A 21,704-nucleotide genomic window follows, 5' to 3' on the forward strand; every position below is an offset into this window, starting at 1 on the left:
GAACCGCAGGCCGCGCCATGACCGGCCTGCTGCGCTACCTGGGCGATCTGGTCTGGCGCTTCGCGCGCAGCCTGGACTGGGTGCTGTGCCTGGCCCTGGCCGGCGTGATGTGCTTCGGCCTGGCGGTGATGAAGAGCGCCGGCGGCGCCACCGGCGGCACCCATCTGGTGATCGCCCAGGGCATGCGCTTCGTCATCGGCGCCGGCGCGATGTGGGCGCTCTCGCGCGTGCAGATGCCGCGCCTGCGCGCCTGGACGCCGCTGATCTACGCGCTGTCCATGTTGCCGCTGCTGGCGGTGTTCGTGCTGGGCACCGGCAAGTACGGGCGCCAGTGGCTGGACCTGAAGGTGTTCTACCTGCAGCCGGCCGAGCTGCTCAAGATCACCATGCCGATGATGGTGGCCTGGTACCTGTACCGCGTGCCGTTGCCGCCGCGCTTCACCACCGTGCTGATCGCCGCGGCGATCATCGGCATCCCCACCGGGCTGATCATGCTGCAGCCGGACTTCGGCACCGGCGTGCTGATCGCCGCCTCCGGCGCGTTCGCGCTGCTGCTGGCCGGGCTGCCGTGGTGGTGGGTCGGCATCGGCGTGGCCGGCGTGGCCAGCGCCGCGCCGCTGGCCTGGTTCTTCCTGCTGCGGCCCTACCAGAAGGACCGCATCATGATGTTCCTCAACCCCGAGAGCGATGCGCTGGGCGCGGGCTGGAACATCATCCAGTCCAAGATCGCCATCGGCTCGGGCGGCCTGACCGGCAAGGGCTGGGGCCTGGGCAGCCAGTCGCATCTGAACTTCATCCCCGAGCAGACCACCGACTTCGCCTTCTCGGTGCTGAGCGAGGAGTTCGGCTGGATCGGCGTGGCCACGCTGCTGACGCTGTATCTGGTGATCGTCGGGCGCTGCCTGTGGATCGCCATGCAGGCGCGCGATACCTATTCGCGGGTGCTGGCCGGCTCGCTGGGGCTGGCGTTCTTCGTCTATGTGCTGGTCAACGGCGGCATGATCTCCGGCCTGCTGCCGGTGGTGGGCGTGCCGATGCCGCTGATGAGCTACGGCGGCACCTCGGCGGTGTCGCTGCTGGCCGGACTGGGGCTGGTGATGGCGGTGCGCTCGCACCGGCCCGTCAACCGCTAGGGCCGGCCTGGGCGCCGATCACGGGCCTTAGATGCCCGTCGCAATCCCGCGACGGCACATGAACAAAATCGGGCAAGTGACTGACGCGACAGGGTTCATTTCCCGTTATCGCGTGCTAATCTCGGCGCCGATGATCCGACGCGCACTTGCCTGCCTGTTCACGCTCGGCCTGGTCGCCTGTGCGACCCAGCCAAGGCCTTCGACCCCGCCGAAACAGACCGCCCCGCAGCCGCGTCCCACGCCGGCCGCGCCGGTGCAGACCGGTCCTGCGCCCGCGGAGACCTCGGTCGAGCGCCGCGCCGACGCGGCGCCGGTGGACCTGACCCCGGTGCCGTTCGAGGTGGCGCGGGCCAACTTCATCCGCGACACCGCCGCGCGCTTCGGCCTGGATCCGGCCTTCATCGAGGCCACGCTGGCCCGCGCCAACTGGCGCGAGGACACGATCAAGCTGATGTCCAAGCCGGCCGAGCGCACCATCGGCTGGAACGAATACCGCCCGCGCTTCATCACCGCCTCGCGCATCAGCGCCGGGCAGGCCTTCCTGGCCGAGCATCGCGCCCAGCTCAGCCGCGTCGAGCAGCGCACCGGCGTGCCGGCCGAGATCATCGTGGCCATCCTCGGCGTGGAGACCAGCTACGGCGGCTACACCGGCAAGACGCCGGTGATCGATGCGCTCTACACGCTGGCCTTCCGCTATCCGCGCAGCGGCAATCCCGACCGCGCCCAGTACGAGGCGCGCCGCGAGCTGTTCTTCCGCGACGAGCTGGCGCAGCTGTTCGCCCTGGCCAAGGAGCAGCGGCTGGACCTGTCCACGCTTACCGGCAGCTATGCCGGGGCGATGGGGCTGGGGCAGTTCATGCCCTCCAGCTATCGCGACTTCGGCGTGGACGGCGACGGCGATGGCCGCATCGACCTGCTGACCGACCTGGACGATGTCTTCGCCTCGGTGGCCAACTACTTCGTCAAGAAGGGCGGCGCCTACGGCTGGGAACGCGGCGGCCCGGTGGCCGTGCAGGCCAGGCTGGCGCCGGGCGCGGTGGAGTTCAACCCCGACGACTGGACCCCGACCTGGACGCTGGGCGAGCTGGCCACGCGCGGCTACACCCCGCTGGCGCCGGTGCCGGCCGGCGAGACCGCCACGCCGGTGACCCTGTCCACCAGCAGCGGCCCGCAGTACTGGCTGGGCTTCCGTAACTACTACGCCATTACCCGATACAACAACTCCAAAATGTACGCGATGGCCGTATGGCAACTTTCCGAAGCGATCGCCGGCCGCCCGCTGCCGCCGGCATGAAAAGCTGGCTCCTCCTGGCGCTGGTGGCGACCCTGGCGGCGTGCAGCAGCGCGCCGCGCAGCAAGGGCGCCAAGCCGGGCGAGGCCACCATCATCGTTCCCAAGGGCGAGAAGGCCCCGGCCGCGGTCGCCGCCGGCTGCCTGGGGCGTTACGCCCCGGCGGTCGAAGACCCGTCCACGCGCGGCGACTACACCGCCGGCGGGCTGTACAAGCCCGGCGTGTCGGACAGCACGCCCACCGAAGTCCCCGACGTGGACTGCATCGCCGAGCCGACCATCGCCGCCGAGCCGCTGTCGGACTACGGCAACAAGTCGCCCTACAGCGTGCTGGGCAAGAACTACACGGTGCTCGACACCGCCGCCGATTACGAAGAGACCGGCCTGGCCTCGTACTACGGGCAGAAGTTCCATGGCCGCAAGACCTCCAACCACGAGGTCTACGACATGTACCAGTTCACCGCCGCGCACAAGACGCTGCCGCTGCCCAGCTTCGCCCTGGTGACCAACCTGGACAACGGCAAGAACGTGATCGTGCGCATCAACGACCGCGGGCCGTTCCACGATGGTCGCGTGATCGATCTGAGCTACGCCGCGGCGGTCAAGCTGGGCATCACCGGGCGCGGTACGGGCCGGGTCGAGGTCAAGGCGCTGCATCCGGACGATCCCAAGCTGCCGGCGCTGCTGGCCAGCCGCAACACCGTGCGCAGGCCGGTGGCCACCACCGTGGCGACCGGCGTGCCCACCACCATCGCCACCGGCAAGCCGGCCGCGGTCAGGCCCTCGGCCATGGATCAGCTGGTCGGCGGCCTGCCGGCGTCGTCGCGGACCGCGGCGGTCACGACACAGCCGGCGCCTGCCGCCAATGCGGCCGCTGCCGTGGCCGCAGCGCGCGCCGCCCCGGTGGCCACCAAGGCGGTGCCGAGCGATCCCTCGCTGCGCTACTACACCATTCCCAATACCAAGGAGCCGGCCAGTGCCGACCGCTTCGAGGCCTGGATGAAGAGCCGGGGCGTGCACGTGGCCACTGGCAAGCCCGGTGCCCCGGCACCCGCACCGGCGACCGCGGTCGCCGTGGCGACGCCTGTCGCCGCCGGCAAGGGCGCGGCCGAGGCGGCGCCTGCCGCACGCCCGGCGCCAGCGCCGGCCCGGCCGGTCGCCTCGACCGCCAGCGCCGGCAATGGCACCTATGGCCAGTCGGCCATGGCCGTGCTGCTGCAGGTCGCCAGTTTCGCCAGCCGCGACAATGCCGAGCGCGCCCTGGCCCGGCTGGTGGCGGCCGGCATCCCCACCGCGACGCTGAGCGATGTCATCGCCGGCGGTCGGACCCTGTGGCGCGTGCGGGTCGGCGCAGCGGACAATGACGGGGCCGACGCCCTGGCCGCGCGCATCGCCGGGCTGGGCTTCGCGCGGCCGCAGGTCGTGCGCGAGTGATCCGCACGCCGCCGCGCGGGTCGCGGCCGGCGTCTCTCCTTCGTCTTCGCTTTTGCAAAGGTAAGTCTTCCATGAAGTTCCGTTTCGCCTTCGCCGCCCTGGCGACCGTCGCCTTCGGCGCGGCCATCGCCCAGACGCCGCCGCCCTCCGACGCCGTCACCGCGCCGCCGCCGGACATCAAGATCCCCGATGCGCCGGCGCCGGCCGTGGCCAAGGCCTGGATCGTGATGGACGCGGCCAGCGGCCAGGTGCTGGCCGGCAACAACATCCATGAGCATCTGGCCCCGGCCAGCATGACCAAGGTGATGACCTCCTATGTGCTCGCCGCCGAACTGAAGGCCGGCAAGATCACCCGCGACGACCAGGTGATGATGAGCGAGCGCGCCTGGCGCGAGGGCGGCGCCGGCACCGACGGCAGCTACAGCGGCTTCCCGGTCAACCAGACCGCGCGCCTGGAGGACATGGAAAAGGGCATGGTGGTGCAGTCGGGCAACGACGCGGCCATCGCCCTGGCCGAGCACACGGCCGGCAGCGCCGAGGCCTTCGTCGAGCTGATGAACGCCTACGCCCAGCGCATCGGCATGAAGGACACCCACTTCGTCGACGTCCACGGTCTGGCCGCCGACGGCCACTACTCCAGCGCCTACGACATGGCCCTGCTGGGCCGCGCGCTGATCCGCGACTACCCCGACACCTACGCCTACAACAGCATCAAGGAACTGACGGTCAACGGCATCACCCAGCCCAACCGCAACCTGCTGCTGTGGCGCGACGCGAGCGTGGACGGCATCAAGACCGGGCATACCTCGCAGGCCGGCTACTGCATCATGAATTCGGCCAAGCGCGGCGACCAGCGCCTGATCACCGTGATCATGGGCGATGTGTCGGAGAAGCAGCGCGCCGAGGACTCGCTGGCCCTGCTCAACTGGGGCTTCCGCTTCTACGAGACCCATCGCCTGTACGAGCCGGGCAAGGTGCTGGCCACGCAGAAGGTGTGGAAGGGCGACCAGCGCCAGGTGCAGCTGGGCGTCGCCGCGCCGCTGCTGGTGACCGTGCCGCGCGGCCGCTATGAGCAGCTCAAGCCGTCGATGGACGTGCCCAAGCAGCTGGTGGCGCCGATCAAGCAGGGTCAGCAGATCGGCACGGTCAAGGTCAGCCTGGACGGCAAGGTCATCGCGCAGGCGCCGCTGGTGGCGGTCAATGCGGTCGAGGAGGGCGGCTTCTTCCGTCGGCTGTGGGATGCGTTCTGGATGTGGTGGGAATCGGTCTGACCAGACCCGTGGCGCCCGCAAACGTGTGAGCTGGGCGCCTGTGTCTGAGAGTCCCGCGTTCGCGGCACGACGATGAGACCGCATGTTGGAACGAGGAAGCCGGCGCAAGCCGGCTTCTTCGCGTCTGGGCCGCGGTGGACTTGGGTTTGCGCGGGTCCGACCCGATAATCCGCCGATGGACATCACCTCGGACAATCCCGAACACGGCTTCCAGTTTCCCGGCACCTTCGAGCTCAGCGCCATGGGCCGGGCCGGCATCGAACTGGAGCGCGAACTGCCGCGCCTGCTGGCCGGCGCCGGTGTGGACGTGCTCGAAGAGCGCGTGAGCTGGAAGCACTCGGCCAACGGCAAGTACGTCTCGGTGCGCATCGCCTTCCGCGCCGATTCGCGCGAGCAGTACGACGCGGCCCACCGGGCCCTGCGCGGCCACCCGGAAGTGAAGTGGACGCTCTAGCCGCGGCCTGCCCCTCGCCGCAGGGCGATGCGGCCATCGCCGCGCGCGCGCCGCTGCCGGCCAGCGTGTACGAACTGGGTCGCCAGCCCTACGAACCGGTCTGGCGCGCGATGCAGGCCTTCACCGATGCGCGCGACGAGACCACGCCCGACGCGCTGTGGCTGGTCGAGCACGCACCGGTGTTCACCCTGGGCCAGGCCGGCAAGCCCGAGCACGTGCTGGCGCCGGGCGACATCCCGGTGCTACACGTGGACCGCGGCGGCCAGGTGACCTACCACGGGCCGGGCCAGATCGTGCTCTACCCGCTGCTGGACCTGAAGCGGCTGAAGATCGGCGTGCGCGACTACGTGTGCCGCATCGAGCAGGCGATCATCGACACCTGCGCCGAATGGAACATCCATGCCGAGCGCAAGGACGGCGCGCCCGGCGTGTACGTGGCCGGCGCCAAGATCGGCGCGCTGGGCATCCGCGTGCGCCGCGGCTGCACCTTCCACGGCCTGAGCTTCAACATCGCCATGGACCTGGAGCCGTTCCACCGCATCAATCCCTGCGGCTACGAGGGACTGCAGACCGTGGCCCTGTCCGACCTGGGCGGCCCGTCCTCGATGGAGGCGGTCAAGGCGGTGCTGCTGGAGAAGATCGGCGCGCTGTTCGGGCTGGCGCTGACGCGTGCGGACGGCTTGCCGCCTAGCGTGCCCGCTCCGCACGCCGCCTAGCGCGACCCGCCCTGCGGCTGCCACCTGTAGAGCGGAGCTTGCTCCGCTGCGTTTCGTCCGGATTGTCGGGAAGGCCTCAGCGGAGCAAGCTCCGCTCTACAAGGAGGCGGCGACTCGATCTGAGAGACCGTTGCTCCCACAGGGCATAGCGCGCCATGCGCAACGCAGGCTGATGCACACTTGCCGCCCATGATCGATGTGCAAGCCCATGTCGCCGCGTCCCTGCGCCGCCTGATCGCCGCGGCACCCGAGCTCGAGGCCACGCTGGCCCAACCGCAGACGCGGGCCGCGGTCCAAGCGCTGGCGCTGGTCAGCGACTTCGCCATCGACACGCTGTGCCGGCAGCCGGCGCTGCTCGAGGAGCTGCTCGACGATGCGGCCACCGCCTTCGCGCCGCCGGACCTGCGGCAGGCGCCGGCCGCGCAGTGGCCGGCGCTGCTGCGCCGCTTCCGCGCGGCCGAATCCACCCGGCTGATCTGGCGCGACGTGGTCGAGGGCGCCGATGTCGACGAGATCCTGGCCGGCAGCACGGCCCTGGCCGAGGCCTGCCTGCATGCCGCGCTGGACGCGCTGGAGGACGAATTCGCCCAGCGCCACGGCGTGGTGCGCGATGCCCAGGGCCAGCCGGTGCGGCTGGTGGTCTTCGGCCTGGGCAAGCTCGGCGGTGGCGAGCTGAACTTCTCCTCCGACATCGACCTGGTCTACGCCTTCGCCGGCGGCGGCGAGTCCGAGCCTGTCTCCGCGCAGGCGGGGAGGCCGCGCACGCTGGCGGCCGAGGAGTACTTCTCCCGCCTGGGGCAGCGGCTGGCGCGGTTGCTGGACGAGAACACCGCCGAGGGCTTCAGCCACCGCGTCGACCTGCGCCTGCGGCCGTACGGCAGCGCCGGGCGGGTGGCGCTGTCGTTCGCGGCGATGGATCGCTATTTCCAGACCGAGGGCCGCGACTGGGAGCGCTACGCCTGGCTCAAGGCGCGCGCGGTGGCCGGCGACATCGCCGCCGGCGAGGCCTGGCTGCGCACCCTGCAGCCGTTCGTGTACCGGCGCTACCTGGACTTCACCGCGCTCGATGGCCTGCGCGCGATGAAGGCGATGATCACCGCCGAGGTCGCGCGTCGCGAGCTGGCCGACGACATCAAGCGCGGGCCGGGCGGCATCCGCGAGATCGAGTTCCTGGCCCAGGCGCTGCAGCTGGTGCACGGCGGCCGCGATGCGCGCCTGCGCCAGCGCGGCCTGCGCGCGGCGCTGCAGGCGCTGGTGCAGGCGCGCCTGCTCGCGCCGGAGACCGGCGCCGCGCTGCGCGAGGCCTACCGCTTCCTGCGCGTGCTGGAGAACCGCCTGCAGATGCTGCGCGACGCGCAGACCCACGTGCTGCCGGACAACGCGCAGGACGCGCTGCGCATCGCGCGCGGGCTGGGCCATGCGGACGGCGACGCGCTGCGCGCCGCCCTGGCGGCGCAGCGCGCGGTGGTGAGCGCGGCCTTCGCGCCGCTGATGGCCGCGCCGGAGGACGCCGAGGACGGCGCGGCGCTGGCGCCGTTCCAGCGCATGCTCGATGGCGCCAATGCGAGCCAGGCGCTGGAGGATGCCGGCTTCGCCGATGCCGCGCAGTCGGCGTCGCGGCTGCAGGATTTCCTCGCCTCGCCGGGCGTGGCGCATCTGTCCGACAGCGCGCGCACGCGGCTGGAGCGCGTGCTGCCGGCCATGCTGCAGGCCGCGGCGGCTTCCGACCTGCCCGATGCCGCCCTGCAGCGCTGCCTGGCGCTGCTGCAGTCGATCCTGCGCCGCACCAGCTATCTGGCGCTGCTGGACGAGGTGCCCAGCGCGCTGGCGCGCCTGGTCGATGTGGTCGCGCGCAGCGCCTGGCTGGCCGAGCGCGTGGCCCAGTACCCGCTGCTGCTGGACGAACTGCTCGACGCGCGCGCCGCCGGGCCCTTGCCCGATCGCGCCGCGATGCAGGCCGCCTGCGCGGCCGCGGGCCAGCACGCCGACCCCGAACAGGCGCTGCGCCGGCTCAACGAGACGCGCCTGGCCTTCAGCTTCCGCATCGCGCTGGCGGCGCTGGACGCGCGCCAGCCGCCGCAGGATTCGGCGCGGCAGCTGGCTTGGCTGGCCGATGCGGTGTGCGTGCAGGTGCTGGCGATGGCGCGGGCCGCGGTCGAGGCGGCGCACGGCCGGGTCGCCGGCGGCCAGTTCGGGCTGATCGGCTACGGCAGCCTGGGCGGGCTGGAGATGGGCTTCGGCTCGGACCTGGACCTGGTGTTCCTCTACGACGCGCCGGCCGATGCGCTCTCCGAGCCGGCGCAGGCAGGGAGCGGGCGCGCGCTGGAGCCGGGGCGCTACTACGCACGCGTGGCGCAGAAGGTCGTCGCGCTGCTGGAAACCATGACCGGCGCCGGCCGTCTCTACGCGGTGGACGTGCGCCTGCGCCCGGACGGCGCCAAGGGCCTGCTGGTGACCTCGCGCGCCAGCTATGAGGACTACCAGCGCCAGCGCGCCTGGACCTGGGAACATCAGGCGCTGGTGCGCGCGCGGCCGGTGGTCGGCGATGCGGCGCTGCTCGAGGCCTTCGAACGCATCCGCGCCGAGACGCTGGGCCGGGCGCGCGAAGCGGAGGCGCTGCAACAGGACGTGGTGCACATGCGTGGCCGCATGCGCGCCGAGCTGGATCGCAGTGCGCCGGGGCGGTTCGACCTGAAGCAGGGTGCCGGCGGCCTGGTGGATCTGGAATTCCTGCTGCAGGCGCGCGTGCTCGAACATGCTGTCGCGCACACGGCCGTGCTGGCCCCCCGCAACACCCGCGACCTGATCGCCGCGCTGGCCGATGCCGGGCTGCTTGAGGCCGGCGAGCGCACGGCGCTGCTGGAAGCGCACGCGACCCTGCTCGCCGCCGGGCTGTCGTGCACGCTGGACCGCCGCCCGCGCCTGACCGCGCCGACGCCGGCGCTGGAGCACGCGCGGCAGGCGGTGACGGCGGCCTGTCGGGCCCATGGCTTGGCGTTCGCGCCGGGCAAGGACGTCTGAAAGCTCAAAGATTCGATCATCCCGCGCATGCGGGAAGGGCTGTTCGGCGGACGCATGTCCGGCTGTCCAGTGCCTGTGCCGTTCCGCGCGAAAGTCCCTGGCTTCCCGCATTCGCGGAAACGACGGTCTGGTTGAGTGCGCGCGCCTCAACTTCCCCGATGTGGCCTGAGCGAAGCGGCCCAGTCGCCGCCGCAGAACGCAGCGGCTGCTGAGGCACGCGCAAAGGTTCGCTTCTTTTGTGGGAGCCGCCGTGGCGGCGATGGGGCTTTACCGGTAGAGCCCTATCGCCTCCATTGGCCGAAAAGGCCACAAGGGCGGCTCCCACCTGTAGAGCGGAGCTCGCTCCGCTGGGGCCTTCCCCACGTACCGAACGAAGCGCAGCGGACTCCCCGAAAGGGGATTGCCACAAGCTCCGCGCTACAGGCAGGCCACCGCGAGATTTGAGGAGGCAGTTGCTCCCACCCAGCATGACCAGCCGTGCGCCTCACGCGAAAGTGATGTCTTGCTGCGCGTTACTGAGCGCCGGCCTCATCCCACCCGCCCAACCGCTCGCGCACCAGCGCGGCGATCCGCGCGGTCTCGCGCAGCGGGGTGACGGCAAACGGCGCAAGCCCCCCGTCCAGCGCGGCGATGCGCCCGCGCGCCTGCAGGGCGGCGATGAACTGCGCCGGCCGACCGCGCACGCGCTGCGGCGCATGCACGAACACCGGCGCGGGCGTGGCACAGGCCTCGGACAGCATGTTGACCGAGTCGGCGGTGCAGACGATGCGGTCGGCGCAGGCGAGCAGGCCAGGGTAGGGGTTGGGCCCGTCCTGCGCGCCGGTCCACACCAGGTGCGGCGTGCCGGCGTAGTGGCGGCGCAGCGCCTCCACCAGCGCCGGCGGCGTGCGCCGCGACACGGTGGCCATCACCGCGCCGCCGTGCGCGCGCAGCGCGACATCGAGCGCGGAGGTGATCGTGGCGAGCTCCTCCGCTTCCAGCCGCGCATGCGCGCTGGGCCCGCCGACCAGCAGCGCGGTCCGCGGGCCGGGCAGGGCGCCCAGGGCAGGGAAGTCCGCGCGCGCCTGTGCCAGCCAGGCGTCATCGACCGGATGCAGGCTGCCCAGCAGGGTCAGCACATTGGCCGCGCGCAGGCCGTCGTGTTCCGGCGCGATCACCAGGTCCCAGTGCCGCGGCGCGAGGCGCGGATCCAGGATCTGCACGGCCTGCGCGCCGCGCGCCCGCAGCAGCCGCGTGGCCAGCGCCGCCTGGCGCCCGCAGCCGATCGCCAGCCGAGGTGGCGCCGCCAGCGCCTGCGCGAAGCCCGGCCCGAACGCCTGGTCCGCGCCCGGCAGCCAGCGCGGCGCGAGCGCCTTCCACGGCGCGCGCGGCTGCAGCGTCCAGGCCTGCGCGGGCAGGCGCAGGGCCCGCGCCAGCGCCTCGGCCTGGCGCACGTTGCCGGCATGGCCATCGGTGAGAGTCCAGGTGCGCGCGGGCGTCATGGGCAACGTTCGACGAAACCGACAAAGCTGTCAGGAGGGGATTGGTGTTGCAACCCAAAACAATCCGTTGCGGGTCCCCTTGGTGTCGCCGGGGTGGTCGCACCCTACACTGCGCCCGGTCGTCGCGCTGGTTCGGCGTACGTACCCCCTTGCTCTGACGGAGTGGTTCCGATGTCGCAGTCCCTCGATGCCGCCGCGCTGGATCAGCTGTTCCGCAGCGCGCGCACCTACAGCGCCTTTACCGACGAGCCGGTCACCGATCAGACGCTGCACGCGCTCTACGACCTGCTCAAGTGGGGCCCGACCGGCGCCAACAGCACCCCGGCGCGCTTCGTCTTCGTCCGCTCGCCCGAGGCCAAGGCCAAGCTCAAGCCCTCGCTCGCCCCGGGCAACGTGGACAAGACCATGGCCGCGCCGGTGACGGTGATCGTGGCCTACGACCTGGATTTCCACGAGCACCTGCCCAAGCTCTACCCGCACACCGATGCCAAGGCCTGGTTCGACGGCCCGCAGGAGGCCCGCCGCGAGCCGGCCCTGCTCAGCGCCGTGCTGCAGGGCGCCTATCTGATCCTGGCCGCCCGCGCGCTGGGCCTGGATGCGGGCCCGATGTCCGGCTTCGACGCGGCCAAGGCCGACGCAGCCTTCTTCGCCGGCACCTCGCTGCGCGCCAGCTTCCTGGTCAACCTGGGCTATGGCGATGCGTCCGCGCTGCATCCGCGCCTGCCCCGGCTGTCCTTCGACGAGGCCGCGCGCATCGTCTGATGCCGCGGCCGGTTTGCGATTCACCCGGCTCCAACGCCACCGCTGTTCCCTTAGCGCCACACCACCAAGGAGTTCCTCGCATGCGCAAGTTCCTGCTCGCCGCCGCCCTGTCGGCCCTGGTCGCCCCGGCCTTCGCCGCCCCGACCACCTACAAGCTCGACCCGGGCCACACCGATGTGATCGCCACCTGGAACCACTTCGGCTTCTCCAACCCCAGCGCCCACTTCGGCAACGTCGACGGCACGCTGACCTACGATCCGGCCAACGTGGCCGCCTCCAGCGTCCAGGTGACCCTGCCGCTGTCGGGCCTGGAGAGCTTCGTGCCCAAGTTGAACGAGCACCTGGCCGGATCGGATTTCTTCGACGCCGCCAAGTTCCCCACCGCCACCTTCAAGTCCACCAAGGTCCAGTCGACCGGCAAGGACAAGCTGAAGGTGACCGGCGACCTGACCATCAAGGGCATCACCAAGCCCGTCGTGCTGGACGTCACCCTGAACAAGGCCGGCGAGCACGCGATGAAGAAGGTGCAGTCGATCGGCTTCGACGCCACCGCCACGGTCAAGCGTTCGGACTTCGGCGTCGGCGCCTACGCGCCGATGGTCAGCGACGAGGTCAAGCTGCACATCACCACCGAGGCCGACGCGGCCAAGGCCAAGTAAGCCCGCGCGGCCGCCTCGGCCGCGTCTTGCGCAAGCACGGAAGCCGCTGGGGATGTCCCAGCGGCTTTTTCTTTTGGGGTGCTTCGCGCGGTGCGAGGCTGGAGGTCCCACTTCGCAGACCAGCCTCGACCCGATCGGCCTTGACCCGCCCGGGCCCGGCTCCTCAGCTCGGTCGGCATCTCTGGCGGACTCGCCGCCGCGGGGCATCCCTGGCCCGCTCTCCGTGCGCTCGTCCGGGTCGAGGCTCTGCGGGGCGTACAGAACAGGACTCCTTCCAACTCGAAGCGCTCTGCCCCCTCCCTTTCGCCGCAGGCGAAGGGGAGGGCCGGGGTGGGGTGCTTTTGCTTTTGCTCTTGCTTCGGTGGCTTGCCCGGTAAAGCCCCGACCCCTCCCCATCCCTCCCCTGCGCTACGCGCAAGGGAGGGGGCTCAAGCCAAAGCCGTGTGACCTGACACGCGCGGCAGCGGTCCGGCGGGCGGTGGCCGCGCCTAGCGAGGCAGGAAGCCGAACGCCTTAAGGCAGGGCTGGATGCCATGATCGCGGGAAAGCGGACACCGCCGGCCGGACCGCTGCCCTTCCGGAGCCAGAAACGCCCAGCGTGAGCGCCAGCCTCGTGGTCGTTTTGATCAATGGCGAAAGGTTTCGCCGGGAAAGCCCCATCGCCGCCCTGTCCGCTCCCACAGGGAGCGGACAGGGGCAGGAGCTCTTTCAGGCGCCGGTTTCCAGACCGTACAGCGCCAGCGCACGCCGCAGGGTGGCGGCGCTCGAGAAGCCCAGCGCGTCCAGTCCCGCAGCGCGGGCGCCGTTGACGTTCTCGTCGCGGTCGTCGATGAACAGCGTCTCGGCCGGCGCCGCGTCCAGCAGCGCGAGCGCACGCAGGTAGGCCTCCGGCGAAGGCTTGGCGATGCCGACATCGCCCGCGCCCACGACCCGGTCGGCGAACAGCGGAAACAGCGGCGGACAGATGCGCCCCAGGTGCAGCGTCAGGAACGGCCCGTTGTTGGTGAAGATCGCCACCGCCGCCTGCCGCGACACCGCCCCGGCCAGCGCCACCATCGCCGGATCGGCCGGCGTGGCCAGCGCACGCGCGGCGATGCAGTCCTCCAGCGTCAGCCGCGCCCCCAGGCGGCGCGAGAGCTCGTCGGCATAGTCCATCGGCCGCCACAGACCGACGTCCGACTCGTGCTCCAGCCCCGAGTCGAACAGCGCCGCCTGCACCGCGCCCGGCGTGGTGCCGCTGCGGCGCGCCAGCTCGCACAGGCGCAGGCGGCGGTCGTAGCGCGCCAGCACATCGTCCAGATCGAACAGCACCAGCCTGGGCTGGCGGAACGGGCGTGGCCGGGAGCGGGGTTGGGGTGTGGACAACATGAACAGGCCGATCGGAGCGAGCTGCCGAGCATAGCCGCCTCCGGGCGGGTGGGCCGAGGTTGTCCCAATTCCTGTCCCGGCCTACCCACCAAGGCGCCACTCACCCGTCACGGGAGATGGCCGGGGTGACAGCTGAGGTTAGCTTCGTGTCAACGCAGGGCGTCGCCTTCCCGCACGCCGCACGGTCAAGGGGGCCGTTGCGCCGCCCTGCGCCCCACCCCCCACCTCGCTTTACCTATTCCGCCTTGCAAGGAGTACAGGTCATGCGCAGTCGCTTCACCCGCCATTCCCTCGCCGTCGCCGTCGCGGCTTCCCTCGCCCCCTCCCGTGCAAGCCTGCGTGGCATGTCCTCGGCCATGCTGCTCGGCCTGGCGGTCCAGGCGGCCAGCGCCGCCGACCTGCCCGCGGCGCCCGCCGCCGACGAGACGCCGGCCGAGCCCCAGGCCAAGACCCTGGACGCCGTCAGCGTCATCTCCACCGGTACGCGCAAGGCCAACATGGCCGTGACCGACAGCCCGGCGCCGATCCAGCTGGTCAGCGCCGAAGCGCTGTCCAAGACCGCCGCGCCGGACCTGATGAACGCCATCGCCAACCAGGTGCCCTCGTACAACGCCTCCCAGGTCGGCGGCGACATGGCCAGCCAGACCCTGACCGCCTCCATGCGCGGCCTGACCGCCAACCACACCCTGGTGCTGGTCAACGGCAAGCGCCGCCACGTCACCTCCAACTTCGGCGTGGCCGGCAGCGGCGAGATGGCGACCGACCTGTCCTTCATCCCGCAGTCCGCGATCGACCATGTCGAAGTGCTGACCGACGGCGCCGCGGCGCTGTACGGCTCGGATGCCATCGCCGGCGTGATCAACATCATCCTGAAGAAGAACTCCTCCGGCGGCGAGTTCAACGCCGGCTACGCCGGCTATTCCGACGGTGGTGGCGGCACCGATTCGTGGGGCGGCAACATCGGCCTGGGCGGCGACAACGGTTTCGTCAGCATTAGCGTCGAGGCCGAGAACCGCGAGTCGGTCTACCGCTTCTCCAACCCCAGCTACGCCAACTGCCTGCTCAACCAGGACGCGTGCCGCGCCTACGCCACCGCCAACGGTCGCTCGGACCTGCTCAGCCGCCTGGCCAACGACCAGGGCGCGCTGCTCAACAAGCGCTTCCCCGGTCTCAACGCCTGGCTGAACCCGCCCGAGATTCACCGCAAGATCGCCATGTTCAACGCCGGCTACGACTTCGGCGACGGCCTGGAGTTCTACGCCTTCGGCAGCTACGGCAAGAAGACCGCCCAGTCCGAGGAGAACTATCGCCGTCCCTCGCAGGACGGTGGCTACACCGATCCGACCACCGGTGAGGTCAAGCACAAGTACGCCTACGGCTTCAATCCGTCCGAGCGCTCGGAGGAGAAGGACTACGACATCACCGCAGGCCTGAAGGGCGATTTCGCCGACGGCTGGATGTGGGACATCTCGACCGAGTACGGCCGCAACGAGATGGACGTCTACACCGTCAACTCGATGAACTTCTCGCTGTGGCAGGCCACCGGCAGCTCGCCGGAGAACTTCTACGACGGCACCTTCTACAGCACCCAGTGGGACACCAACGCCAGCGTCACCAAGGACTTCGACATCGGCCTGAGCGGCGGCCCGCTGACCCTGAACGCCGGCCTGAACTACCGCCGCGACGGCTACGGCATCGAAGCCGGCGAGCCGGCCTCCTACTACGGCGCCGGCGCCTCGTCCTTCCCGGGCTACAACCCCCTCTCGGCCGGCGACTACTCGCGCCACAGCCAGGCGGTGTTCGCCGACGTGATCCTGTACCCGGTCGATGCCTGGCTGGTGGACATCGCCGGTCGCTACGAGAAGTACAGCGACTTCGGCAGCAAGGCGATCGGCAAGTTCACCACGCGCTACGACTTCTCCGACACCTTCGCCATCCGCGGCACGGCCAGCACCGGCTTCCGCGCGCCGAACATGGGTGAGAACTACTACACCGCCATCCAGGTCAGCCCGACCGGCGCGACCGCCACGCTGGCCGGCGCCTCGGTCGGCAACGGCCTGAAGCCCGAGACCAGCACGAACTTCTCGCTGGGTCTGGTGTTCTCGCCGCTGCCCAACCTGACCTCGACCCTGGACGCCTACCAGATCAAGATCTCCGACCGCACCTACATGGGCTCCTTCGCCTATTCGCAGGCGCAGTCGGCGGCCACCCGCACCGGCCGCACCACGGGCCGCTGGAACGCCGACCTGCCCGATCCGGCCGATACCGACGGCGACGGCGTTCCGGACGACAACTACAACCAGATCCTGGGCAACGCCCTGGTCGCCGGCGGCTTCATCAGCAACGCCAACGACCCGTCCGCGCCGGGCGGCAGCTTCGACCAGACCGCGCGCGCCAACATCAACCTGAGCTTCCTCAGCAATGTGCTGGACACCAAGACCACCGGCGTGGACTGGGTGACCAACTACACCAGCGACATGTCCTGGGGCTCGATCGACTGGCTGCTGGCGGCCAACTACAACAAGACCGAGGTGACCCGGGCCGGCCGCGTGCCGGGCTTCGAGACCATCCCGCTGTTCACCGAAGCCAACATCTACGACATCGAGCACGCCAGCCCGAAGTTCCGCGTCAACCTGGCGGCGACCTTCAACTGGCAGAAGTTCACCCTCACCCTGCGCGAGTCGATCTACGGCCCGCAGACCCAGGTCAACAGCCTGGCTGGCTATGAGAGCCTGGCCGACCAGCTGGACGTGATCACCCTGGGCAGCGGCGAGTACTACAAGCTCAAGCTCGGCACGATGGCCACCACCGGCTTCGACCTGAGCTTCAAACCCACCGACAGCTGGATGCTGAGCGTGGGCGGCGACAACGTGTTCAACAAGTACCCCGACAAGATCCCGTCGGCGGTGTGGAACTACGACGTGGCCAACTACCAGAACGGCAACAACGAGTACATCGCCAGCAGCAACTACGCCGGCTTCAGCGGCAGCCCGATCGGCTACTTCGGCGCGCGCTACTACGCCAAGCTCACCTACCGCTTCTGATCCAAACCCGCCGGTGCGCGCCTGGTGCGCGCATCGGCGGTGCCTTGCGCGGGTGCGTTTCCGCGTTCTCCCGAAACAGGCCGCTTCGGCGGCCACGCAGACGAGTCAGACATGCAAGACAGTGTTCGTAACGGCATGACCCGTCGCCAGCTGCTGGGCCGCATCGGCCTGGCCGCCGGCGGCACGATGATGTACCAGGCGATGACCAGCCTGGGGTTCGCCGCCGATTCGGGCTACGCCGGCCCGGTCAAGCTGCAGGGCAATCCCAAGGGCGCCACCGTGCTGATCCTGGGCGCGGGCCTGGCCGGCATGAGCGCGGCCTACGAGCTGCGCAAGGCCGGCTACAAGGTCAAGATCCTCGAGTACAACGCCCGTCCCGGTGGTCGCAACTGGACCCTGCGCGGCGGCGACACCTATACCGAGCTGGGCGGCGAGACGCAGCACTGCGGCTTCGACCCCGGCCTGTACATCAATCCCGGTCCGTGGCGCATCCCGCACCACCACCGCGCGATGCTGGCCTACTGCAAGCAGTTCGGCGTGGCGCTGGAGTCCTTCGTCCAGGTCAACTACAACGCCTACCTGCACAACACCAACGCCTTCGGCGGCAAGCCGCAGCGCTTCCGCGAGATCGATGCCGACTACCAGGGCAACGTCTCCGAGCTGCTGGCCAAGATCACCCGCCAGGGCGCGCTGGACAAGCTGGTCACCAAGGAGGACCAGGAGCTGCTGCTCGAATCGCTGCGCAGCTGGGGCGCGCTGGACAAGAACTTCGCCTACACCACCAGCGACATCAGCAGCATGCGCCGCGGCTTCGCCAAGTACCCCGGCGGCGGCGTGTCGGGCAAGCCGGAGTTCTCCAAGCCGATGTCGCTGCAGGACGTGCTGGGCTCGCACCTGTGGAACCAGCTGGCGGCCGGCAAGAACATCGAGATGCAGACCGCCATGTTCCAGCCGGTCGGCGGCATGGACATGGTCGGCAAGGCCTTCGCCCGCGAGCTGGGCCCGGGCGTGATCCAGTACAACGCCAAGGTCGTGGACATCGACCAGGACGACCACGGCGTCAGCGTCACCTACGAGGACACCGGCGCGCCGGGCAACAAGCAGGTCGCCAAGGCCGACTGGTGCATCTGCACCATTCCCTTCTCGGTGCTCAGCCGCATCCCGGTCAAGGTCGGCTCGGCCATGACCGAGGCGATCACCAATCTGCCCTACGCCTCCTCGGTCAAGGTGGGCCTGCAGTTCAAGCGCCGCTTCTGGGAAGAGGACGACAACATCTACGGCGGCATCAGCTACACCAACCTGCCGATCACCAACATCAGCTATCCCAGCACCGGTTTCCACGCCGCGGGCAAGGGCGTGCTGCTGGGCGCCTACATCTGGGGCCTGGACGCCTACGACTTCACCTCGCACAGCCCGGCCGAGCGCGTGCGCCGCGCGGTGGCCTTCGGCAGCCAGATCCATCCGCAGTATCCGGCCGAGTTCGACAACGGTGTGTCGGTGGCCTGGCATCGTGTGCCCAGCAACCATGGCTGCTTCGGCCAGTGGGACGAAGCCCTGCGCGCCAAGCACTACGCCGCGGCCACGCAGATCGACGGCCGCATCGCCATGGCCGGCGAACACATCTCCTACATCCCGGCCTGGCAGGAGGGCGCGGTGCTGTCCGCGCACGATGTCATCGGCCGCCTGCACGCCAAGGTCATGGCGACCGGAGGCCGGGCATGAGCCGCCGCACGTGGTATCGCTTCGGCGGCGCGCTGACGCTGGCCGCTTCCGCGCTGGCCCTGCCGGCGCTGTGGGCACCGGGCGCGCAGGCGCAGACCTCGGACGCTACCGGCCTGCTGCAGACGCGCGATTTCTCGCACGCCGACGGCGCCCAGGTGTACGCCACCATCTGCGCCGGCTGCCACATGCCGGCCGGGCAGGGCGCGCGCGGCGCGGGCGAATACCCCGCGCTGGCGGGCAACCCCAAGCTGGGCGCGGCGCCGTACGTGGAAATGATGGTGTTGAACGGCCATGGCGCCATGCCGGGCTTCGGTCCTATGCTCAGCGACGGGCAGATCGCGCAGGTCACCACCTACGTGCGCACCCATTTCGGCAACCAGTACGACGATGCGGTGAGCGAGGCCGACGTCAAGGCGCTGCGCGCCTCGCTGGCGAGTACGGCCACGCCCGAGCAAGACGACTGACATCCTTTCCATGAAGATCCCAGGAGCCACCATGACCCTGTCCCGCCGCCTGTCCCTGTTCCTGCTGGCCGCGCCGCTGGCGCTGTCGGCCCACGCCGCCGACGTCAAGCGCTACGCCATCCCCGGCAGCGACTTCCCGATCGCCTCGGCCGTGGAGATCCCGGCCGGCAAGACCACCATCTACCTCAGCGGCAAGGTGCCGGCCGTGGCCGACCCGGCCGCGCCCAAGGACTCGATGGAGGCCTTCGGCGACACCAAGACCCAGACCATCAGCGTGCTTACCCAGATCAAGCAGCAGCTCGAAGGCATGGGCCTGGGCATGAAGGACGTGGTCAAGATGCAGGTCTTCCTGGTCGGCGGCCCGGAGAACGGCGGCAAGATGGATTTCAAGGGTTTCATGGAGGGCTATACCCAGTTCTTCGGCAAGGAGGCCAAGCAGATGAACCTGCCGGCGCGCTCGGCCTTCCAGATCGCCGCCCTGGGCAATCCGGGTATGCGCATCGAAATCGAAGTCGTCGCCGTCCGTCCCTGATCCCGATCGAGGAATCGTTCCCATGAAGCAGCCGCTCTCCCGTCGTGGTTTCCTGCGTGGTTCCGCCCTGGCCGCCGGTGCGGGCGTCGGCGCACCCCTGCTGTCCTTGTCCGGCCTGGCCCTGGCCCAGAACCAGTCGCGCAAGCGCCTGAAGGTCGACCCGGCGGCCTCGGCCGCCGCCGGCCTGGCGCCGGTCTACATCAACGCCAACGAGAACCCCTACGGCCCCAGCCCGGCGGCGCTGAAGGCCATCGACGGCATCGCCCCGCAGGGCGGTCGCTACCTGGGCGATCTGCAGACCGAGCTGGTCGGCGAACTGGCCAGCCAGCTCGGCCTCAAGCCGGAAAACATCGTGCCCTACGCCGGCTCGACCCCGCCATTGCAGTACACGGTGATGGCCTTCACCTCGCCGAGCGCGGCGCTGGTCACCGCCGACCCCACCTTCGAGCAGGCCTGGCGGGTGGCCGACGCGATCAAGGCGCCGGTGCACAAGTTGCCGCTGCGCAAGGACTACAGCCACGACGTGCAGGCCATGTGCGCCGCCGACGCCAGCGCCGGCATGCTCTACATCTGCAATCCCAACAATCCCACCGGCTCGCTGACCACGCGCAAGGACATCGAGTACGCCCTGGCCAACAAGCCCAAGGGCAGCATCCTGGTGCTGGACGAGGCCTACATCCATCTCTCGCCCAACGCCGTCAGCGGGGTGGACCTGGTGGCCAAGGGCGAAGACGTGGTGGTGCTGCGCACCTTCTCCAAGCTCTACGGCATGGCCGGCATCCGCCTGGGCTATGCGGCCGCCCGCCCGGACCTGCTGGCCAAGCTGACCTACTACGGCTTCAACTCGCTGCCGGTGACCGCCGCCGCGGCCGGCCTGGCCAGCCTGCGCGATCCGCAGCTGGTCCCGCAGCGGCGCAACGCCAACACCGTGCTGCGCGATGAGGTCACCACCTGGCTGACCGCGCAGGGTTATCCCTGCACGACCTCGGAAAGTAACTGCTTCATGGTCGACGTCAAGCGCCCGGCGCCGGAGTTCATGAAGGCCATGGCGACCTACGGCGTCTTCGTCGGTCGCGCCTGGGCGGTGTGGCCGACCTGGTCGCGCATCACCGTGGGCACGCCTGAGGAGATGGCGCGATTCAAGGACGCCTTCGCCAAGGTCATGGCCGGGCAGATGGGTCCGCTGGACGTCAAGACCGCGATGCTCAGCGACGAACGCCGCGACGGCAGCCTGACCCTGGTCTGATCGCTGCGTTGAAGCAAGGGCCGGCGCGCAATGCGCCGGCCCTTTGCGTTACTCCGGGCTGCTGGCCGCGCCGATCAGCCCGCGCTGTAGGGCGTTGCCCAGCGCGGCTTCGCGGGTGCCGGCTTCCAGCTTGCGGTAGAGGTTCTTCAGGTGGAACTTGACCGTGTTTTCCGACAGCGACAGGCGTCGGGCGATCTGCTTGTTGGACAGGCCGCTGGCCAGTTCCTGCAGGACTTCCAGCTCGCGCTCGCTGAAGAGTTGCACCGCCAGCGCATCCTCGCAGGACAGCTTGTCCAGCAGGGTCTGGATGGTCAGGGCGCGGGTGGTGCCGGCCACGGCGTCGGGATCGTGCTGACGCGCCACGCGTAGCAGCGCCTTGACCGGCAGGCCCGGTTCCAGTGCGACCTGCCAGGCGCGCGTGGCGGCGATGCGGTCCAGGGCGGCCGACAGTGCCGGCAGGGCCTGCTGCAGTTCGCCGCGCTGCTGACGCACCAGGGCCATGCGCACGCGCACGCGGTCCAGGTGGTGGGCGTCGTCGCGTTCGCGGGCATCGTTCTCCAGCGCCTGCAGCAGCGCCAGGGCGCGACCGCTGCGGCCGGCTTCGGCATGCCAGCGCGCCAGCGCCAGGCCCAGCGCCTGCGACTGGCGCCAAGTGTGGGCATTGGCCAGCGCGTGCTGCAGGGCCATCTCGCCGCCGCTGCGGGCCAGGGCGGCATCCAGGGCGTGGTCGGCGGGCAAGTCCAGCTGCACGTCCACCCGCCAGGCGGCGGAGAGGTCGGCCAGGCGCGTCAGGTGACGACGCGCCGCCAGTGCATCGAGGCGATCGAGCAGCGCGCAGGCGGTGCGGCCGCTGCGATCGCGCTGGCGCGCCAGTGCGAGCGCGGTGCCGAAACCGGCGACGTAGACATCGACCCAGCCGTCGCCCGCTTCCAGCACCTCGAGCGCGCCGTCGAGCTGGTCTGCGGCCTCGTCGTGGCGCCCGCGTTCGAGCAGCAGCTGGGCGATCAGGCAGCGGCAGGCCGCCACCAGCACCGCATCGCTGCCCTGGTGCGATTGCGCCAGCTGCATGGCACGTGCGTAGACCGCCTCGGCCTGATCCAGCGCGCC

17 protein-coding genes are annotated in these 21,704 nt (G+C 70.3%); 14 read left to right on the top strand and 3 right to left on the bottom strand.

Translation table 11 applies throughout. The features are described 5' to 3' along the window. Positions 1–17: 17 nt before the first annotated feature. From rodA to glnE, 7 genes are all read left to right on the top strand, one after another. Entirely contained in the window at positions 18–1,133 is a 1,116-nt protein-coding gene (gene rodA / locus QE438_RS18835) for a rod shape-determining protein RodA (protein ID WP_130530844.1), read from the top strand. 130 nt (positions 1,134–1,263) lie between these two features. Next, the gene (gene mltB / locus QE438_RS18840; RefSeq protein WP_306993430.1) at positions 1,264–2,427 is read left to right on the top strand and encodes a lytic murein transglycosylase B; all 1,164 of its coding nucleotides are present in this window, start codon (positions 1,264–1,266) and stop codon (positions 2,425–2,427) included. Beyond that, a complete protein-coding gene (locus QE438_RS18845; RefSeq protein WP_306993428.1) occupies positions 2,424–3,857 on the top strand; it encodes a septal ring lytic transglycosylase RlpA family protein in 1,434 nt (477 codons plus the stop codon). Before mltB ends, QE438_RS18845 begins: the two co-directional genes overlap by 4 nt. A gap of 71 nt (positions 3,858–3,928) precedes the next feature. Next, on the top strand, positions 3,929–5,128 hold the full coding sequence (locus tag QE438_RS18850) for a D-alanyl-D-alanine carboxypeptidase family protein (RefSeq protein ID WP_306993426.1): 1,200 nt from the start codon (positions 3,929–3,931) through the stop codon (positions 5,126–5,128). A gap of 175 nt (positions 5,129–5,303) precedes the next feature. Then, positions 5,304–5,582, top strand: a complete 279-nt coding sequence (locus QE438_RS18855) for a DUF493 family protein (RefSeq protein ID WP_130515636.1) — start codon at positions 5,304–5,306, stop codon at positions 5,580–5,582. After that, positions 5,570–6,298, top strand: a complete 729-nt coding sequence (gene lipB / locus QE438_RS18860; protein ID WP_306993423.1) for a lipoyl(octanoyl) transferase LipB — start codon at positions 5,570–5,572, stop codon at positions 6,296–6,298. Before QE438_RS18855 ends, lipB begins: the two co-directional genes overlap by 13 nt. 189 nt (positions 6,299–6,487) lie before the next feature. Then, positions 6,488–9,319, top strand: a complete 2,832-nt coding sequence (gene glnE, locus QE438_RS18865; RefSeq protein ID WP_306993421.1) for a bifunctional [glutamate--ammonia ligase]-adenylyl-L-tyrosine phosphorylase/[glutamate--ammonia-ligase] adenylyltransferase — start codon at positions 6,488–6,490, stop codon at positions 9,317–9,319. A gap of 512 nt (positions 9,320–9,831) precedes the next feature. Here the strand turns inward: glnE and QE438_RS18870 are convergent. After that, positions 9,832–10,800 carry a mitochondrial fission ELM1 family protein gene (locus QE438_RS18870; protein ID WP_306993419.1) on the bottom strand — a complete coding sequence of 323 codons (969 nt, stop codon included), beginning with the start codon at positions 10,798–10,800 and terminating at the stop codon, positions 9,832–9,834. Positions 10,801–10,971: 171 nt separating this feature from the next. Here QE438_RS18870 and QE438_RS18875 point away from each other — a divergent pair, with 171 nt between their 5' ends. Then, on the top strand, positions 10,972–11,562 hold the full coding sequence (locus QE438_RS18875; RefSeq protein ID WP_306993417.1) for a malonic semialdehyde reductase: 591 nt from the start codon (positions 10,972–10,974) through the stop codon (positions 11,560–11,562). Positions 11,563–11,642: 80 nt separating this feature from the next. After that, positions 11,643–12,221 carry a YceI family protein gene (locus tag QE438_RS18880; RefSeq protein WP_130515646.1) on the top strand — a complete coding sequence of 193 codons (579 nt, stop codon included), beginning with the start codon at positions 11,643–11,645 and terminating at the stop codon, positions 12,219–12,221. A 708-nt stretch (positions 12,222–12,929) separates the two neighbouring features. On the opposite strand, the gene QE438_RS18885 is transcribed toward QE438_RS18880, so the two are convergent. Then, a complete protein-coding gene (locus QE438_RS18885) occupies positions 12,930–13,589 on the bottom strand; it encodes an HAD-IA family hydrolase (RefSeq protein WP_307184048.1) in 660 nt (219 codons plus the stop codon). Between the two features lie 344 nt (positions 13,590–13,933). Here QE438_RS18885 and QE438_RS18890 point away from each other — a divergent pair, with 344 nt between their 5' ends. The 5 genes from QE438_RS18890 to QE438_RS18910 all read left to right on the top strand — a co-directional run bounded on the left by QE438_RS18890 (position 13,934) and on the right by QE438_RS18910 (position 20,597). Then, the gene (locus QE438_RS18890) at positions 13,934–16,633 is read left to right on the top strand and encodes a TonB-dependent receptor (RefSeq protein WP_306993412.1); all 2,700 of its coding nucleotides are present in this window, start codon (positions 13,934–13,936) and stop codon (positions 16,631–16,633) included. A 135-nt stretch (positions 16,634–16,768) separates the two neighbouring features. Further along, a complete protein-coding gene (locus QE438_RS18895) occupies positions 16,769–18,355 on the top strand; it encodes a flavin monoamine oxidase family protein (RefSeq protein WP_306993409.1) in 1,587 nt (528 codons plus the stop codon). Beyond that, entirely contained in the window at positions 18,352–18,819 is a 468-nt protein-coding gene (locus QE438_RS18900; RefSeq protein ID WP_130515651.1) for a cytochrome c, read from the top strand. The genes QE438_RS18895 and QE438_RS18900 overlap by 4 nt, the downstream gene beginning before the upstream one ends. 37 nt (positions 18,820–18,856) lie before the next feature. Beyond that, positions 18,857–19,351 (top strand): RidA family protein, encoded by a 495-nt coding sequence (locus tag QE438_RS18905; RefSeq protein ID WP_306996214.1) that lies wholly within the window; start codon positions 18,857–18,859, stop codon positions 19,349–19,351. 22 nt (positions 19,352–19,373) lie between these two features. Continuing rightward, positions 19,374–20,597 (top strand): pyridoxal phosphate-dependent aminotransferase, encoded by a 1,224-nt coding sequence (locus QE438_RS18910; RefSeq protein WP_130523255.1) that lies wholly within the window; start codon positions 19,374–19,376, stop codon positions 20,595–20,597. A gap of 48 nt (positions 20,598–20,645) precedes the next feature. On the opposite strand, the gene QE438_RS18915 is transcribed toward QE438_RS18910, so the two are convergent. Continuing rightward, positions 20,646–21,704, bottom strand: a 1,059-nt coding sequence (locus tag QE438_RS18915; protein ID WP_309736104.1) for a LuxR C-terminal-related transcriptional regulator, incomplete at its 5' end; no start/stop codon positions are given.

The sequence above is a fragment of the Pseudoxanthomonas sp. SORGH_AS_0997 genome, assembly GCF_031453535.1.
GTDB lineage: Bacteria > Pseudomonadota > Gammaproteobacteria > Xanthomonadales > Xanthomonadaceae > Pseudoxanthomonas_A > Pseudoxanthomonas_A winnipegensis.

Bases quoted from the DNA above. Each gene is read 5' to 3' on its own strand.
- QE438_RS18850 (WP_306993426.1), top strand. From the start codon at position 3,929: ATGAAGTTCCGTTTCGCCTTCGCCGCCCTGGCGACCGTCGCCTTCGGC.
- QE438_RS18845 (WP_306993428.1), top strand. From the start codon at position 2,424: ATGAAAAGCTGGCTCCTCCTGGCGCTGGTGGCGACCCTGGCGGCGTGC.
- glnE (WP_306993421.1), top strand. From the start codon at position 6,488: ATGATCGATGTGCAAGCCCATGTCGCCGCGTCCCTGCGCCGCCTGATC.
- QE438_RS18895 (WP_306993409.1), top strand. From the start codon at position 16,769: ATGACCCGTCGCCAGCTGCTGGGCCGCATCGGCCTGGCCGCCGGCGGC.
- rodA (WP_130530844.1), top strand. From the start codon at position 18: ATGACCGGCCTGCTGCGCTACCTGGGCGATCTGGTCTGGCGCTTCGCG.
- QE438_RS18870 (WP_306993419.1), bottom strand. From the start codon at position 10,800: ATGACGCCCGCGCGCACCTGGACTCTCACCGATGGCCATGCCGGCAAC.
- QE438_RS18900 (WP_130515651.1), top strand. From the start codon at position 18,352: ATGAGCCGCCGCACGTGGTATCGCTTCGGCGGCGCGCTGACGCTGGCC.
- mltB (WP_306993430.1), top strand. From the start codon at position 1,264: ATGATCCGACGCGCACTTGCCTGCCTGTTCACGCTCGGCCTGGTCGCC.
- QE438_RS18875 (WP_306993417.1), top strand. From the start codon at position 10,972: ATGTCGCAGTCCCTCGATGCCGCCGCGCTGGATCAGCTGTTCCGCAGC.
- QE438_RS18885 (WP_307184048.1), bottom strand. From the start codon at position 13,589: ATGTTGTCCACACCCCAACCCCGCTCCCGGCCACGCCCGTTCCGCCAG.
- QE438_RS18910 (WP_130523255.1), top strand. From the start codon at position 19,374: ATGAAGCAGCCGCTCTCCCGTCGTGGTTTCCTGCGTGGTTCCGCCCTG.
- QE438_RS18855 (WP_130515636.1), top strand. From the start codon at position 5,304: ATGGACATCACCTCGGACAATCCCGAACACGGCTTCCAGTTTCCCGGC.
- QE438_RS18880 (WP_130515646.1), top strand. From the start codon at position 11,643: ATGCGCAAGTTCCTGCTCGCCGCCGCCCTGTCGGCCCTGGTCGCCCCG.
- QE438_RS18890 (WP_306993412.1), top strand. From the start codon at position 13,934: ATGTCCTCGGCCATGCTGCTCGGCCTGGCGGTCCAGGCGGCCAGCGCC.